Here is a 17,359-nt window from a genome sequence, read left to right as displayed (position 1 = left end):
AAGCCCTTCGGTTATTAAAGAATGACGCTCACCCTGATAAAAGGTTACTAGCCATAAAACGAGACTGGTCTATATTGAAAGAAGTTTCATTTACGCACAAGTTAAGGCCGATTATGTTTACCAAATTGGAATTACAGGTTATCGGACAAACACTCACACAAAAACGTGACTGGATAACCAAAAACATTGCAAATGCCGAAGGCAGCGCAAAAACACAAATGGAACAAACCCTGCAAACCATAGAATCCGCTTTACAAAAAATTACGGCGCAATTGCGCCCGGCTAGTGCTGAAAAAGCACCCGTTAATCACTACATCTCCGAAAAATCTGTTTCTCCGCTTCGTCAGGCCGCGATTCATCGCCGATTGGAACTCGCACCCGGGCAAATAAGAGCCTTGATCGTGGATGATGACCAGCTAATCTGCGAACTCGTTAGCGCCTATCTCCATTCGGTTGGAATATTCCTGGTCGATTTTGCCAATGACGGAATGAAAGGTGTCAGCTTGATGTATGACGCCAACCCACCCTACGACCTGGTGTTGTGTGATTGGAATATGCCAGAGAAATCCGGCATTGAAGTACATAACGCCATGCGTGCCGCCGAACGTTACCTGGGCACTGTGTTCATGTTGGTGACTGCCGTCACCGAAGCCAAATTAATTCGCGCAGCGATTGAAGACGGTGTAGACGATTACGTGGTTAAACCCATCGAACAGGAAAAACTGGTTAAAAAAATTGCGCGGTTCTTTCCCTTGGTCACTAACCGACAGTAAGCAACCCCGGGAATAGGATTGCTACCATTTCATTAAATACTCCACTCCAACCGCCACATTATTTACATCCTGGCGATTGTATTGATTCACTCTGTACTCTGCGATCGCAAAAAAATTTTCAAACACTTCATAACCCAACTGGGTTTCCCAAACTACCGGACTTGCAGGATAAGAATCCGGCAAATCCTGATTAAACGTATGATCGATAAACCCGGCCAAGTAAAGCCGATCACTTACATAAGGAAAAGTCATGCGAAAGGAATGCTCGATTTGCCAAACGTGTCCGGGCTCTGAATCCCATTGGTAAAGGTGAAAATTCATCGACCAACTAAGATGTACCGCGGCAAAATATTCTTTCAACCATTCCGTATCCGCCATTCGCCAACGAAAACCCAAACGATGACGGTCATTATCTTGCCCGGTACGAAAATTAAATTGCGCGGTTAAATCCAGCGGTGACTGGTCGGCAATTTGCCAGCGGATATTTTGCTCAGTGTAGTAGCCAGTTGTGTCTTGCAATTCGTCCGTTGCTGGCTGATTAATGAAATTGGTTAAACTGAAATAGGAAAATCTGTTTTCCAAGTTGGCGGCGATATTAATCGTTGCCACCGAGTCTGCCTCTACATCAGATAAGTAAGGGTAAACATTAAGATCAACAAAGCCCCCCTTGGTATTTTGCGTCACTGCGTTTGCCTGCATTACACCCAGGCCACTCACCAAAATCACGCCGAAGCGGGCAAGACTATTCAGAGACATGGCTGGAGTCCATTGCTATACAATGAAAACGGTTGCGACCTGATTTTTTGGCAACGTATAAGGCTTCATCGGCGATTGCGATTAATTTTTCCGGTGAACTATTTGGCAAGGGAACTACTGTAGCGACTCCTGCACTCACGGTAACCAGGCCAGTCACATTTTTTTCGTGTTTTAATGCAGAAAGTTGCAGCATCGCGAAAAAATTGGTCGCTACCTGCTGTGCACCTTCATTCCAGGTTCTGGGGAGAACCGCAATAAATTCTTCACCGCCATACCGTGCTACTAAATCATAAGGGCGTTGAACGCTGTTAGCCATGCATTGCGCCACTTCGCGCAAACAAGCATCACCGGCCACATGGCCGTAGGTATCGTTGTAGAGTTTGAAATTATCGATATCGCATATCACTACACTGATTGGCTGATTATCACGCGCACATTGCAACCAGGCAGTTAGCAACTCCTGCTCATAGCGACGCCGATTCGCCAAGCCGGTTAACCCATCGATTAATGCAACCTGACGTAACAAATCCGATTGCCGTTTTAATTTCAATTGGGTGTTAACGCGTGCACGCGTGATGACAGGATTTATGGGTTTATGGATAAAATCTACCGCACCCAATTCCAGCCCCTTAACTTCATCTTCTTCGTTTGAATTTCCGGTAATAAAAATGACCGGAATATCACTCAGCGCAGGATCGGCCTTTAGCGCGGCACAAACTTGGTAACCATCCATACCGGGCATGACAATATCCAGTAGCACCAAATCCGGCATTAGCGATTTGCATTTTTCTAATGCCTGTTGGCCACTGGTTGCCATGAACACATCAAACTCCTGGCTAAATAGTTCGTGAATCAACCGAATATTTATCGGCTGATCGTCTACCACCAATAAGCGCGGTTTTGCGTGAGGTAATTTGCCCCACTCATTAGGCTGCGGCATGGATAATTTTTTCCACCAAGGTTTCCAGGGTAATTATGGCAGCTCCAAAATTGAGCTCCGATGCTTGTTCGTTTAGCAACTGTGCCAAGGGGTCACCACCCAGTGCAGCGGCTACCTGGTGACACAAATCAACTGCATTCATGTTGTCCTCACGCAAATAACCTTGTAACTGCGCCGTGAGCAACAAGAGCTGTTCGCGACTCAAGGTCGGTGTACTTGGGGTTGATGGCAGTTGAAAGTCGAGCTCGTTGTATGCAGCAAGACTAGTATGAATTAGCGTGTAAACCGCACGAATTTCCTCGTCGGACGGCAAATCTCCTGAACGCAACTGTTGTTCTAGCCTTCCTGCCAGTTTTGACAAACGTATTGCACCCAAGGTACCGCCAACACCTTTTAAAGAGTGGGTAGCTACGATTGCTGCAACGGAATCCTGTTGACCAACCGAACTCACTAACTTATCGAATAAGCTTTTTGTTTCCGACTCAAAACGGCTACACATGCGTAACGCGAGTTCCGCATTATTGCCAAAGCGGGAAAGAATCGACTCCAGCGGTTCAATTAAGGGGTAGGTGTCCAGGGGGGCGGTATCGATTGTGCCGACCGGTACGCTATCAACCGACGCAACGTAATTTCCTTCGCCGCACAATTTCAGAATCAGCGGAACCAGCTTATTCATATCAAACGGTTTGCCGATATGTTCATCCATTCCGGCCTGCAGGCAGGCTTCCCTGTCATTCGCACTCGCATTGGCCGTCATTGCTAAAATAGGTAAGCGCGCAAAGCGCCCATCGCTGCGAATTCGGCGAGTGGCTTCAAAGCCGTCAATGTCGGGCATTTGTAAATCCATTAATACGATGTCGAAGTGTTCGCCGGATTTAATGACTTTTTCGACCCCGATTAAACCGCCCTCGGCCTCTACGACGCGCGCGCCAACAATTGTTAACAGCTCACGCGCTACCTGACGATTCAGCTCGTTGTCTTCCACCACCAAAATATTAAAGCCATCCAGGTCATGATTAAGAATTTTAGAATCAGCCGCTGTAGGTACTGTTTGTGGTGTACCTAATTTTGCAATCACTTCACTAACTTGCTTGGTAGTTACCGGTTTTACCAATAGTTCGTTAAACGGCCGGCGTTCCAACTTCGCGGTCTGCATAAGCAATTCGCGTTCAAATGCAGTGACCATAATAATAAGTGGTTTAGCTTCATGATTTTCGCTCGCCCGAATCAACCGGCTGGCCTCCAGACCATTCATTTCCGGCATATTCCAATCCATGAGGATAACGTCGTACGGGCGCCCTTCCGCATCGGCCTGCGCGACTTTCTCTAGTGCCTCAGTACCCGAGCTGGCGGTAACTACTTCGCAGCCGGCATCCTGCATACCAATACCCAGCACATCTTTCATTAGCGGATTGTCATCAACGATTAACACCCGCAATTGGGTAAGCGATGCCTCAGGGATGGTTTGTGAAGCTATGGAGTGAGCACCAATGAGTAAATCAAGCGCGAAGGAAAATGTAGTTCCAAGGCCAGGTTGACTGTGAAGATGTAGATCCGCACCCATTAATTCCAACAGGCGTTTGGAAATTACCAACCCTAATCCCGACCCACCAAATCGGCGTGAGGTAGAAGCCTCCGCTTGAACAAAGCCTTCGAATATCCGTTGGTGCTGCTCGGGGGCAATGCCGATTCCGGTATCCTCAATCTCTACCATGATTTTCACATGGGTTTCGCTAATGGCCTGTTGACGCAACCTTACGGCTACATGGCCCTGGTGTGTAAACTTCAACGCATTGCCCGCAAGATTAATTAAAATTTGCTGTAAGCGAAGTTTGTCTGCCACCACTGAACGCGGCAATTTAGGATCAATATCAAATACAATTTCTACCGGTTTTTCGCCGTGATTGCCCGCCAGCACTACAGCCAATTCACGCAACATAACTTCCAGTTCAAATTCAATCGGGTCCAACACCAATTTATTCGCTGCGATTTTAGAAAAATCGAGGATGTCATTTAAGATCCCAAGTAATGAACGAGCAGCCGTGTCTGCTTTACCGATGTAATCCTGTTGCTGAATATTTAAATTGGTTTGCTTAACCAGGGTCAGCATCCCCAAGACGGCATTCATGGGCGTGCGTATTTCGTGACTCATATTCGCGAGGAATTGCGATTTGGCTTCGCTCGCCGCTTCCGACATTTCTTTCGCGTGGCGCAACTCGGCTTCTAATAACGTTTGATCGGTAATATCCAAATTTATACCGGTTACGCGTTTAGCATTTCCGAATCTATCGCGCTCAATTTGTGCGCCGGCTAGAATGTAATGCACTTCCTGATCGGGTGTAATAATGCGAAACACCGGATCAAATGCACCAACACCCGCTACTGCATCTTGTAGCTTTTGCTCAGCGTTGGCGACGTCATCCGGATGCAGCCGCTCCCGCCAGTGTTTATATTCCAAGCCATGATTCTTTAAATACAAGGGCTGCTGATACATGGAATACATGCGGTCATTCCAATGCAATTGGTTAGTTGCAACATCCCAAGTCCACACGCCCAACTTGGCTACATCTGCCGCAATAGAAAGCTGATCACGGGCAGCCGACAAATCTGCCTCAATTGATTTACGCGTGGTGATGTCGGTGCGCAATGCAATGATACGTTCAACCTTGCCATTCGCATCCAGAATCGGCGCGATTACGCTGTCAAACCACCGAAATTCACCGCCACTGGTACGATTGCAGACTTCGGCATGCCAGGGTTTACCGCCCATCACTTGCTGCCACATGTCAACCCAAAACTGGCGCTCATGGACCTTGGAATTAATAATGCGATGGTTGCTACCCACCAATTGTTCACGAGTAAAGCCGCTCGCCGCGCAAAAGTTATCATTGACTTCAAGAATTTTTCCCGCCGAATCGGTAACGGAAAATAAATACTGGGCGTTAATTGTTCCCAGTATCGCGGTATTTTCGCGCAAAGCTTTGGATAACTCGGCGGTACGTTCTTGCACTCGCGTTTCCAGAGTAACGTTTAACTCCAGCATTTTCCGTTCAGCCGCCTTAATGTCGGAAATATCTCTTAAGGTTTTGGAAACGGCAACTACCGCACCGCGCACGTTGAAAACAGGCGATACATTAATTAACGCATCAAAAACTTCGCCATTTTTTTTCTGCCGTTTGCTCACCATATTCTGCACAGGAAGCCCATTTTTTGCGTAATTCAGAATGGTAATCTCTTCTGCCTTAAGCCCTTCCGGAATAAGTAAATCCACTACCCGTTTGCCGAGTATTTCTTCAGCACTGAATCCAAACATTGTTGCGGCGCCAAGGTTCCAGGCTGTAACAACACCCTGCAAATCCATTCCTACTATTGCGTCATTCGTACTCGCAACTATCGCCGCTAGGTTTGCCTGATGTTTTACCAGTTCACTTTTGTTACGCAACACGACTGCCGTAACAAAAATTAGCAACGCGAGAATAAAACTGATGATTACACCTACGCCAAATACCCCCCAAGGGTTGGTTTGACGCAATGAACTGATGTACAGGGTTCGTGGTTCTAACTCAACCTGCCAATCTCGCCCAAACACCGTAAACACTTTGGAGCCAATAACAGCCTGTTCAGCGTTAAACCCTTCACTCTGGTGAAACACAACTTTTTTTTCAAAATCACCTACGTCAGTCAGGCGAAGGTTAAAAAACTCGCGATTAACGCCGAGCGTGCTAATAACGTCCTCGGTAACCAGCGGGGCACAGGCCCAACCAATCGCCGCTTGCCAGCGCTCGGTACTTACCACTGGTGTACTCCAGGTTTTATAAACTGGCAATAACATAAGAAATGATTGAAGCGGCTGCCCCGTGACTTGTACCAAAGTAATAGGCGCAGTTATTTGCACTTCACCACTATTAACTGCTTTTTGCGCAGCGGTGCGGCGATTAACTTCAGACGCGATATCGAGCCCGATCGCTTGTTCGTTATTCAACATTGGCTCGATGTATTCAATAACGTAACGTTCGTCAAGGTGGGGGCTAAGTTGGCGAATGGCAAAATTGGGCTTTCCGTCGAGTCGCGCATGAGCGAGGAACCCTGGCTCCTGCTCTGATAATACCCGCCGAATAAAACCAAACCCGCGCGCACCAGGGAACTCTTTGGTTAAATCACGTGAGTCGGCGTAGTGGCGAAATAACTCACGATCAAGCGAATCCCCACTACTCAATATAAATGCGCGGGCACCACGTAACCCATACTGGTAGGAATACATGCGCATTGAAATTTTATCGACAAGCTTTTCTACTTCCTCGTCAACATGGTCACGCACTTCTTGTTGGTTATTGAGGGTGTAAATCCGCGCGGCGCCCAATGACAAGCTCAATCCGAGTAGCAGAAAAAGCAAGCCGGCAATGACTGGTTTATTATATTTTGTGTACTTCATAATCGCTCTTTAATTAGCGGCAGAGTCTTGTTTCCACGTAGACATTCCGTCACTTCCGCAACGGGCAAAGGTCTCGCATAGTAAAACCCTTGCATAATGTCACAGCCCATTGCCATCAATTTGTTGGCGTGCTCCAACGTTTCTACGCCTTCCGCCACAACACGCAATGCCAAATCATTAGCCAATTGAATAATTGTTTTAATAATAGATTGGTCTATCGGGTCTTCCAGCATGTTGCGCACAAAACTTTGGTCGATCTTTAATACGTCGAGCGGGTAGTTTTTAATGTAAGAAAGGCTGGAATAACCAGTACCAAAATCGTCGAGCGCGATTTTTATGCCCATGGTTTTTAGCTCGCGCATTAAATACGAAGCCTTGTCCACATCGCGCGCAAAGACGGATTCGGTAATCTCTACCTCAATTTGCTGTGGGTCGACTTGCGTGGTGGCTAGCAACTCACCCACCAGATTGATAAAACCGGGATCTTCCACTTGAATTGCAGACACGTTGATTGCCATCCGAATGGGCTTGCCCATGGCAGCCCACACCGCCGCTTGCTCACACGCCTTTTGAAAAATTATTTTCCCCAAGGGAATAATCAAACCGGTCTCTTCAGCCAAAGGGATAAATACTTGGGGCCCAAGAAGCTCGCCATTCGCTTGTCGCCATCTGACCAGTGCCTCGGCACCCACAATGGCGCCCGTACTGGCTTGGATTTTTGGTTGAAACAATAAAACGAAGGGGTCGCCCAAGTCAGACGCCAGGTCATGCTCGAGCATGCGCCGCAAGGACTGCTTTGCCTCAATATCGGCGCTGTAAAAATGGAATCGATTACCGCCGGCTTGTTTCGCGGAATACATAGCGGCGTCGGCGTGGCGGTAAAGTTGCTCCACATCATCAGCATCATCCGGGAACACGCTCACGCCTGCACTTGCGGTAAATACGAATTCCCTATCCCCCACCAACCACTTGCGCTGGAACGAGGCCAACAACCGCTGTGTCAGGGTTCCAACCTGTTCGGAGGTCTCAAACTTGGGGACCAACACCACAAATTCATCGCCCCCTTGGCGGCAAAGCGTATCACCGCCCCGCAGTTCTTTTTGTAGCTGATTGGCGACCTGTTTTATGAGCGTATCGCCAATACTGTGACCATAGGCGTCGTTGATTTCTTTAAATTTATCGATATCCAAAAGAATCATCGCAACGCGCTGATTTTCCCGACGCGCCAATTGAAAGGATTGGTGTGCGCGATCCTGTAACAACATTCTGTTGGGGAGATTAGTTAAAGGGTCATGATGCGCAAGATGTGTCATTTTCAACGCCATGGCACGGGCTTCACTCACATCATGGAAAACAATAATTGCCCCGGTAAGCTCACCCTGCTGATCCAAAATCGGCGCTGCAGAATCTTCTACTTCTATGGATTGCCCGGCGCTCTGCAAGCGCGAGTTCAAAGCCATTCCGACTACGCGCTTATCTTCCAGCGCAATCCGCACCGGGTTTTGCAAGCGACTTCCCGTCATACCATCGTGCAGCTTCATGACATTTTCAATCGGCCGTCCAATGCCATCTTTGGCCATACAATCGGTGAGGTCCTCCGCAATGGGGTTCATAAAGGTGACGAAGCCATTACTATCCGTCGCGATGACGGCATCGCCAATGGAATTCAACATAATGCGGATGCGCTCTTTTTCTTCGGCCAAAGACTGTTCCGCGCGTTTACGTTCGGTGATATCTGTCAGTAGCATCAAATAACCGAGTTCACCCGCGCTACCAAGGCGCCTTACCAGCGAAACCTGGGCACAGAGTGGACGGCGTTGGGTAACAAAGCTGATATCGAAGGGAGGAATATCACCAAGGGAGTAGGCGCTTAGTTGGTGTTGGATAAGTTTAGCGACCGATTGCCCTACGACACTCACTAGTGGTTGGCCACGCATAGAATCAGGCGCCAATCCGAACCATTGGCCGTTCACATCGTTACTAAAGCAATTAACCAATCCCTCATTCCAATATGAGACAAACACCGGCAAGGAAGAGACCAGCAAGTTTAAATCGCGCGTGATTTCGCCCAATGCGATACGTTGCTGCTGGAGTAATAATTGGGTTTTTGCCCTCGCCCGCGCAATTTCAGGAACTATGGGCTTGGGAATAAAATCAACGGCACCCAGTTGCAGCGCACGCAACTCATAGGCTGGCTCTGCATGGCTGGTAATAAATATGATCGGTGTTTCCTGAAGCTGAGCGTCCGCTTTTAACAAGCGGCAAACGTCGTAACCATCCAGGTTAGGCATCTCAACATCGAGCAGAATCAGGGTTGGGTGATGGGTGTAGGCAGCCTGGAGCGCGGATCGTCCATCAGTCGCAAACACGCACTTGCCAAGGCCCTTTACCGCCTCATTGATCAGGTGAATATTGCTCGGTATATCATCCGCAATCAGGATGACGGGTTCGGTAGGTCCACTGGCGAACATCGACGCAATCCCAGGCTAGATTTACAACATCTATACAGCCTAGCATTGCGCCGCTTGTTTTCCAGTTAGCGCCGGGCGCTGACGGCCCGGTTATTTAGCGTTGGCATTACTCTACTTCGGCCATAAAATCCAACGCAGCTTGCTGGCGAATAGCTTTGCGGTGGTTGGCCATCAGTTTGATGATTTTTTCCTGGTCGCACACTTGTCTATCCAACATTACACGGGTTTTAAGTTCACCCATTGGTTCAGCGGTTGGGCATTTACTGAATACAAACTGGTTCGAAATTAAATCCATAAAGGGGCCGGATTTACTGCTCGGCATAATAAATAACAGCTGCAAGCCGAGGCTTTCCGTTAAGTAGTTAATCACCTCGCGCGAGCGGTGTTCGTCCATTTTAGAGAAAGCCTCATCCACCAATACCATGCGCAAATGGCTGTTGCCTTCATTAAAGCGGAATGCCGACGTAATTGCAGCGCTGCGAATAATATACGCCGGCGTTTCCAGCTGACCTCCAGAGCCGGTACCGTACTGACTCAGCGCAATCGGTGCTTTGCCTTCCGGCTCTTTGTAAATTTCATAGCGGCGATAGTTGCGATAATCGGCAATGCGGCTTAATTCACGCAATGCTTTTTGTTCATCTTCATCCAGCAACATGGTCATCAAGCGCTCGCGCACTTTTTGATGTTTATCATCCAACTTCATAGTAAAGAGCGTTTCATTTTCGTCGCCGCCGGCAGTTGGGCTATCCATTACCGCTTTGAAGAACTGCCAATACTCTTTGAATTCCGGAACCCAATCCCAATCAAAACGGAAACGTTCGCGATCAGCACCAAAGCGGTGATGCTCCAATTCCTTGTTTAAATCCTCAAGGATTTTCTTGCCATCATTAATTGCCTGGAAGATGGAGTGGCAGAGGTTACTCACAAATGCGTTATTGAAACTCTCCCGCAGGGATTCAATTTCTTTGTGACGCTGCGCGAGGATATGGTTTTTATCACGATTATAAAGCGCATCAAACTGGCGACGAATCTCACAAATTGCACGGAAGTTTTGGCTACCCAGATCATCGTTGTAATCCACATCGAATAAAATGGAATCGCTGCTGGAACAGAATTGGTTGTGCATCATGGCGGCTTGCTGTAAGCGATGCAGAATAGTTTTTAATTCTGCGCTCACGCCCGCAAGCTGGGTATCAAAATATTGGGCGCTAAATTGCGTGAGCGATTCATCCGCCCCCTGCAAGCGCGCGTCCGCATCGAATTCAGGCCAGAGTGCTGTAATGGCTTGTACATTGGTTTCACAGTTATCTGCAATCGCCAGATTTTTATCTTGCTCGGTATCCAGCTTATGGCACTGGTTATCCGCCAGTTTTAATTCCGCACGGCAATCCACCTGGGTATTATTTAATTTTGCATACTGCGTGTTTTGCGCTTGCAACCGCTGGTTCAGGTCAGCGAGTTCTGCTTCCAGTGCTTTGGTATCACTTAAATCCAATTGCTGCAGCTTGGCTTCAATTGCCTGAATACGCGTTTGCGCATTGAGCATCGCCTGCAGGGATTCGGCATAGGCGAGCGGTTTTAATTTATCAATGGCCAGTAACAATTCCTGCACTTCTTCTGCTTGTTGGCCAGATGCCTGCCATTCTGCTACCAAATCATGGAATTCATTCCGTTTCGCATCCAGTGCACGTTCACGCGCGCCCTGACCAAACACCAATTCCGATTCAGGCATATCACAACGGAACATGGCATAGTTACCAGAACCCATCGCATCTTTAGTAATACCACGGCGTGTGTTTTTTAATTCCTTTGCATTTTCCACGCGCTGAACATTGCCATAACTTGCTTTGATGTAAGCCTCGGCAGTGGCGTGGGCAAAGCTCATAATTTGGATAATAGAGTTGGACGCCGTTTCATTCAGCTTCTCCAAATCCTTTCCTGCTTTATCACCTTGAATAACCCGGGCGCGATTGCCCTGCCCGCTCATGTTACGCACTATAGAGATAGCATCCGCCTCGTACTCAGGCTCTACAATAATGCCAAACCGTGCAGCGCCTATATAACCTTCAATGGCTGCTTGCCATTCGCGATCCCGTACTTCCACATAATCACAGAGCACACGTGCGTCCGCCTTCGGGCATTGGCTATTAATCGCGTCCAACGCAGCGCGCACAAATGCCGGGTAACTGACCTGTTTGGTTTCCAGCGTTTGAATTTCGCGCCGCTTATTATCAATACTTTTTTGCAGGCGCTCCGCCTGGCCTTTGCGTTTATCGCGCTCTTGTGCCAATTGATCACGCAGATGCACGCGCCCCGCCGCTGCTTCAAACAGGCTTGCATAAAAAGCGTTGTGATTTTTTTGCAGATCCAAACTCGCCGCTAGCTGCCCATCCAATGGATGCGCTTGAATCCAGTCGCGATTGAGCAACTGATGAATGTCCTGCACTGGGGAATCAGTACAAATAGCTTTGATTAAATTGCCAAGACTAGCTTCTTTGAATGCAGGCAAATCCACACTGATCGAAGTTTGTTTGAGCGCTTGCTGCAACTGCTGTGCCGCTTCCATATTAGTTTGCAATTGCTGGTGTTGCTTGCGCAGCTCCGGCACTTGCGCCTGCATTAATTTTTCCTGAGTTTGTTTTTCTTGTTCTAATTGATCTTTGTCGCGCAGTGCCGGAACACCCAGCCGACGCGCGGTCGCCGCAAGAATCAATTGGTTAATTTCTTCACGCTGAGCCTCACAGGCCGCCAGAGCCTGTTGATTGCTGGCTGATGTTTCACGCAACAACTGCTGTTTGTGCTTGGCTTCCAGATAATGTTGCTGTGAGTCCGAATAGCGACGGCGAGCAACTGAATAAAGCAGCACTTGCTGCTCCAACCAGTTGCTAATAAATTTGTCCGCTTGCTCCCGGCCATGGGCCATACGCTCAATACCCTGGCGCAACTGACGAGCATCCGCCTCCATGGTATGAATTCGTTTAAGCATGGTGGAAACGCTGCGAATAGCCTCTCCCAAATCGCGGTACTCAAGAATTTCGTTAGCGACAAATTCATCGATTCCTTTGATCGGTTTGTAGGCCATAAAGCGCGAAAACGCGCGTGCGGCGTTCATCGCCTCGCGTTCAGACACGGCATCCACCTTGCCGCGCAAAATTCCGTAAAAACGGCACAAGTAAGATTTTTTCTTATCGTACTTCTCTACATTTTCCTGACCATATTGACGGCGCAGGCTGGCGTAAAGTTTGTCCAGAGGCACTATGTACTTATGAGTTTTCTCTTCCTTTAATAAATCTGCCAGGGTCAACTCAACATGCGGCAAAATAAAAAACTGGCTGTCGTCCAAGCGAGCAACTTTTTGCAAGCTGGCGCCCTGGCCTGTCGTTTCTAAAAACGCGCGCATTCCGATCAATGCCGTGAAGGGCTCTCCATGCTCACCCTGAGTAGGGTAAAACACCGCGCCCAAATATCCATCGCAGCCTTGCGGACGCGAATAGGCACCATCGTCACACCCCAGCACATAGGAACCGAGGGTACGAACTAATTTTCCGCCGCGCCCACGCTGGCTGGATTCATCCTGCCCCGGGTTAAAGTGAAACAGATTATCGTGCGCCGCCGTCATAATAGTTTGAATCGCGTCCGCTGCCGTTGTTTTGCCCGAACCGTTGCCACCGGAAAATAAATTAATCGGCCCGAATTCAAATTCAGCATTGGGCACGTTGCCCCAATTGACGTAAATAAAACGTTTTAAGTACATAGTAGTGTTTCAGCGAATCTAGAATTAATTTTCGGCATCGGTCGCAAACAGCGAACGATTCAAATGCGGGCTTGCTTTTTTGCGTTCGACTTTAGCGTCGTCATCGTCAGCAGTTTGTTCTTGCTCTTCATCCACTAACAACAAGTTTTCAGCCAAATGGTTGCGGATTTGCGCCAACCATTCGTTATTAACCAAATTGATAATGAGCGGACGAATTTTGATCCAACTCTCGCCCGAATCGATATCCGCTTCCGCCATAAAGTGTACTAATCGCAATTGACGCAGGCGTTTAAAGGCCGCGCGGCGTTCACCGATATTTTCCGGCAAACTGCGACGCAACAAACTCTTCATCGCCATAGCGATGGCTTCGAGGGATAAGGTCGCGCATCCTTGCTCATCAATACCACCTTCGCGTAAGGCTTTGTCATATTCCGCTCGCAACACCAGAATCAAAGCAACTTCGTGCTGATTCAAACGATTGCGTAGCCCCGCATTAAATGACTCATCGCTTTCATCGTCCATCCCCGGCAATCGAGCACCTGGAGGCAATACACGGACAAATCGAAAATTACTATCGTGCTGGAAACGCAAACCAATCAAGCTGAGAAAATCGTTGACCAACGCCTCGATGCGCACAAAGCGATCATAGAGCTCCGCTTCCACCTGACTATCATCGCGGCATAACACACCGTAATCGAGTAAGCGCTGAATCAATTCTCGCCAGTTATCGAGCGATAAATTATGTTTGTCCAACTGCTCTTGTAGAGCGGCCGTTAATACTTCACTCATGAAGCTTCACCTTCATCTATCAGGCTGATGACAAACTCATCGCGCTGTCTAAAATATTGATCGTTACGCACACGTGGAGATTCATGTAACCATTCATCCTGCTGATGCACCACGAACTTGTACCGGGACGTCAGGTTGGCAGCCGCACCCACTTCGACGGCATGGGAAAGCCCCAACAGCTCCTGCATATTTTCGGCTTTCAAATCACGGCTGCTTACACTGCCCGTCTCTACCAGCGCTTTATGGACGAAGTCGCGAATATTGCTCGATTGCAAAATAAATGCTTTGTCCAACGCCTGCTGAATAAACAGATTCTTCTGCGCTTCTGCATCCAGGGCTTTATCCTCATCCACCTGCGAGCGAATGATTTGAATAGTTCGCGGAGCGCGCAACTGAATCTGGGCGGGGTCGATATAAGCCATTTGCAAACTCGCCAAACTATCACCCTGTGAGAGAAACACCTGGTCTTGTTCTTCTGAGGTCAACTCGGCGAGCGAGCGATACACGTCCATCACATCATCTTGCCCGCGACTATTGATGTAACTCAGTTGACGAATAATGATGTCAGCGCGTTGTGTAAATGTATTCAACGCACGCCGCAGTGCCGGCAACATAATTTCACAAGCATTCTTTAAGCGGGAATCGATGGTTTCCAACAGCGTTTCTAACAGCGACACGCCCGGAATAACTCGCTGCGGCAATGCCTTGCGTAAACGAATCTCCATTACCGCGCGCCAATCTTTCGCGGCCGTTTCTTCGTCACCCTGCCCGAATTTACGTTTGCGGCGAATTTTTGTGATGAGATCCGAAATCTGGTCGCGGTATTTTTCTACACTGTCAGCCGACAAGCGCACTTCGAGATCCGGCTTGAATACTGTTTCCATAAAATCGAAAAATTCGTCACTGGCCTGCTGAATTAGCTGACGCGACTCCACCTCGCGTACCAATTGGCGTTTACGCTCTTCCAATTCGGCAATAACATCGGTGAAATCACTAATAATACGTTCGGAATATTCGTAGGCATCCAGTAAATCATTAATTTCAGCTTGTTCATAAAACGCTTGCAAGCTGTTACGTGTGTTGCGGGTGTTGCGATTGCGGGTGCGAAATTGATTGGAATGGTTGTCGGCAAACGGCTGCGTAAACAATCGTCCCATCCGACTAAAACCATAGCTACTTTGCAAGGTAGTTTCATCTACTTGCTTTTCCAACCAACCGCTTTCAATCAGCCTGGTGATAATAAAACCGGCAAGATCACGCTGCGTTTTAAACCGCCCTTCGCTATCATCGACGTCGCCCGTGTCGGCATCCAAAATTGGTGCTCGAGCTATGGCTTCTTTGAAGATATCGATGAGCTGTTCGCGATTCATTGAGTGACCATAATCGCGCAAGTCGGTATAAAGACGCTGGTACAAAAGGCGCAGGCACTCGGCGACCAGCTCGCGGTATTTACCGGTGAGCGGATTGAAAAAGTGCTGGCGGGAATCGCTAAAAAACATCAGGACACATCACAACCAAAAGACTGCGTTAAATGCAGTTTTTGGCAAAAGTTTGTTGCTCTTCGGTTGTCCACTCTTTAGAGGGCTTAACCATCATTACTTCGCACCAGTCATCGGTGCCGGCTTCCGGATTCTTATCTTTCATAGCAGCCACCTTGGCTACCGAATCCTCCGGAACAACATCTGTAATCGGAACTTCCGGGTGAGCTACAGTTTGCATCAACTGCGCCTGAGCGTCGTTGGCGATTTTACTCAGGGATTGAACCTGCGCTTGCTCTTTTGCTTGTTGAGCCATTTGTTGCTTGGAGTACATCAGCAATGCTACGCCGAATAAAATCACCAAAAAACTGACAACAAACAACGCCGCCAACAATTTATTCTCACGAAAAAAATTCAACATACACATTCCACGCAGAAAACACCGGATAAGCGAATAGTTACTGAGAACTATGCAGGTAACCAGTCTGCAAGCTTTTCGGCATAGTAGGTAATAATTAAGTCTGCACCCGCACGCTTGAATGCAGTCATGGTTTCCAACACTATCGCTTTTTCGTCGATCACACCTGCCGCTGCACCCGCTTTAATCATCGCGTACTCACCACTCACGTGATAAACCGCCAAAGGTCGCGCAGAATTAGCGCGAATGTGTGCAAGCACATCCAGATAGGCGATGCCCGGCTTCACCATTAGAATATCGGCACCTTCTGCATCGTCCTGTAACGATTCTGCCAAGGCTTCGCGAGCATTAGCGGGGTCCATTTGGTAGGTGTTACGCGTGCCTTTAAAACTACTATCAACGGCGTCTCTAAATGGACCGTAAAACGCAGACGCAAATTTCGTTGAGTAAGACATCACCGGAATATAGGTAAAACCCGCAGTATCCAGTGCTTCGCGAATAGCACTGATCATCCCGTCCATCATGCCGGATGGAGCAATCATATCTACGCCAGCTTGAGCAGCCAGTACTACCTGCTTTTGCAAATTGGCCAGGGTTTTATCGTTATCTACATCTTGATCGTGCACCACACCGCAATGACCGTGTGTAGTGTACTCACAGAAACAATTATCGCTAATGACCAGCATTTCTGGTTGCGCTTGTTTTGCGGTACGGATCATGCGTGCTAGCAAACCATCCTCACACCAGGTATCGGAACCATCGTGATCCTTATGGGTAGAAACACCAAATAAAATCACGGCGCGAACACCTTTACTCCAGGCGCGTTGAACAATTTCAGCAAGCTGCGCTTCAGGGTAGCGGTAAACATCAGGCATAGACTTGATGGGCACTGGCTCAGTAATTCCTTCCTCCACAAAAATAGGAAGGATAAAATCGCTCATACGCACGTGAGTTTCACGCACCAGTTCACGCAATGCAGCGGTTTTCCGCAATCGGCGAAATCGAAAATCCGGTGTTGTTAATGGAATTTGCATAGCCTTGTGCCTATTAAATTTTGTGCCTATTAAATTTCGCGCAAATAAAACTGAATTAGAGCGCAAGTAAAAATTAAATACTGAGCGAGCCTTCATGACTCCACTCGCAGCGTACGCGCATATCACCCGAGCCTGGCTTGTGATAGCCACTTTCAGCTTCCCAGGTAAAGGTGTGCGTACCCGACAATTCTGTTTCCAAATGCACTGTGGCAGAAACCCAATACATTTTGCTGAGCAGTGATTCAAACTGTGCAATCCATTGATCCCACTCGTATTCCACTGCCTTGTAGGAAGCCCCGAAGTGCATCACTTCGGTTTGATAATTGTAAAACGCCGATTCCACACTCGGAATGGCAAACATTTCCTGACTTAAGAACGGCCACTCATCGGCGCGCGGCAATGACAACATTGCATCGCGATTCACCCGAATCCGTTCCGACTCGCCGCTTACCGGCGCTAAATCCTTGATACAACCATAAACAATAGATTCTTGATCCATAGCTGTTTCTCTAAT

Annotated in this window: 11 protein-coding genes; 1 reads left to right on the top strand and 10 read right to left on the bottom strand. The window is 48.1% G+C overall.

All coding sequences use genetic code 11. The features are described 5' to 3' along the window. Positions 1 to 113 precede the first annotated feature (113 nt). Positions 114 to 773 carry a response regulator gene (locus tag D0C16_RS02940; RefSeq protein ID WP_151030937.1) on the top strand — a complete coding sequence of 220 codons (660 nt, stop codon included), beginning with the start codon at positions 114 to 116 and terminating at the stop codon, positions 771 to 773. A 21-nt stretch (positions 774 to 794) separates the two neighbouring features. Here D0C16_RS02940 and D0C16_RS02935 read toward each other — a convergent pair whose 3' ends face one another. The 10 genes from D0C16_RS02935 to D0C16_RS02890 all read right to left on the bottom strand — a co-directional run bounded on the left by D0C16_RS02935 (position 795) and on the right by D0C16_RS02890 (position 17,344). Further along, positions 795 to 1,529 carry a hypothetical protein gene (locus D0C16_RS02935; protein ID WP_151030936.1) on the bottom strand — a complete coding sequence of 245 codons (735 nt, stop codon included), beginning with the start codon at positions 1,527 to 1,529 and terminating at the stop codon, positions 795 to 797. Continuing rightward, a complete protein-coding gene (locus D0C16_RS02930) occupies positions 1,516 to 2,469 on the bottom strand; it encodes a diguanylate cyclase (RefSeq protein ID WP_151030935.1) in 954 nt (317 codons plus the stop codon). Before D0C16_RS02930 ends, D0C16_RS02935 begins: the two co-directional genes overlap by 14 nt. Beyond that, complete coding sequence (locus tag D0C16_RS02925) at positions 2,456 to 6,901, bottom strand: CHASE domain-containing protein (RefSeq protein ID WP_151030934.1); 4,446 nt, start codon at positions 6,899 to 6,901, stop codon at positions 2,456 to 2,458. The genes D0C16_RS02930 and D0C16_RS02925 overlap by 14 nt, the downstream gene beginning before the upstream one ends. Then, entirely contained in the window at positions 6,898 to 9,372 is a 2,475-nt protein-coding gene (locus D0C16_RS02920) for an EAL domain-containing protein (protein ID WP_151030933.1), read from the bottom strand. The genes D0C16_RS02925 and D0C16_RS02920 overlap by 4 nt, the downstream gene beginning before the upstream one ends. Positions 9,373 to 9,478: 106 nt before the next feature. Beyond that, positions 9,479 to 13,126, bottom strand: a complete 3,648-nt coding sequence (locus D0C16_RS02915) for an ATP-binding protein (protein ID WP_151030932.1) — start codon at positions 13,124 to 13,126, stop codon at positions 9,479 to 9,481. Positions 13,127 to 13,150: 24 nt separating this feature from the next. Then, on the bottom strand, positions 13,151 to 13,915 hold the full coding sequence (locus tag D0C16_RS02910) for a DUF4194 domain-containing protein (protein ID WP_151030931.1): 765 nt from the start codon (positions 13,913 to 13,915) through the stop codon (positions 13,151 to 13,153). Continuing rightward, the gene (locus D0C16_RS02905) at positions 13,912 to 15,414 is read right to left on the bottom strand and encodes a Wadjet anti-phage system protein JetA family protein (RefSeq protein WP_151030930.1); all 1,503 of its coding nucleotides are present in this window, start codon (positions 15,412 to 15,414) and stop codon (positions 13,912 to 13,914) included. The genes D0C16_RS02910 and D0C16_RS02905 overlap by 4 nt, the downstream gene beginning before the upstream one ends. Positions 15,415 to 15,442: 28 nt before the next feature. Then, positions 15,443 to 15,814, bottom strand: coding sequence for a DUF3012 domain-containing protein (locus tag D0C16_RS02900; protein WP_191968631.1), 372 nt, complete (start codon positions 15,812 to 15,814; stop codon positions 15,443 to 15,445). 47 nt (positions 15,815 to 15,861) lie between these two features. Then, positions 15,862 to 16,845 carry a porphobilinogen synthase gene (gene hemB, locus D0C16_RS02895; protein ID WP_151030928.1) on the bottom strand — a complete coding sequence of 328 codons (984 nt, stop codon included), beginning with the start codon at positions 16,843 to 16,845 and terminating at the stop codon, positions 15,862 to 15,864. A gap of 73 nt (positions 16,846 to 16,918) precedes the next feature. After that, the gene (locus tag D0C16_RS02890) at positions 16,919 to 17,344 is read right to left on the bottom strand and encodes a hypothetical protein (protein ID WP_151030927.1); all 426 of its coding nucleotides are present in this window, start codon (positions 17,342 to 17,344) and stop codon (positions 16,919 to 16,921) included. Between the last annotated feature and the right edge of the window lie 15 nt (positions 17,345 to 17,359).

The organism is Cellvibrio sp. KY-GH-1 (assembly GCF_008806975.1).
GTDB lineage: Bacteria > Pseudomonadota > Gammaproteobacteria > Pseudomonadales > Cellvibrionaceae > Cellvibrio.
Note: the sequence above shows the minus strand (reverse complement) of the source record. Positions and strands in the feature narration are given on the sequence as shown.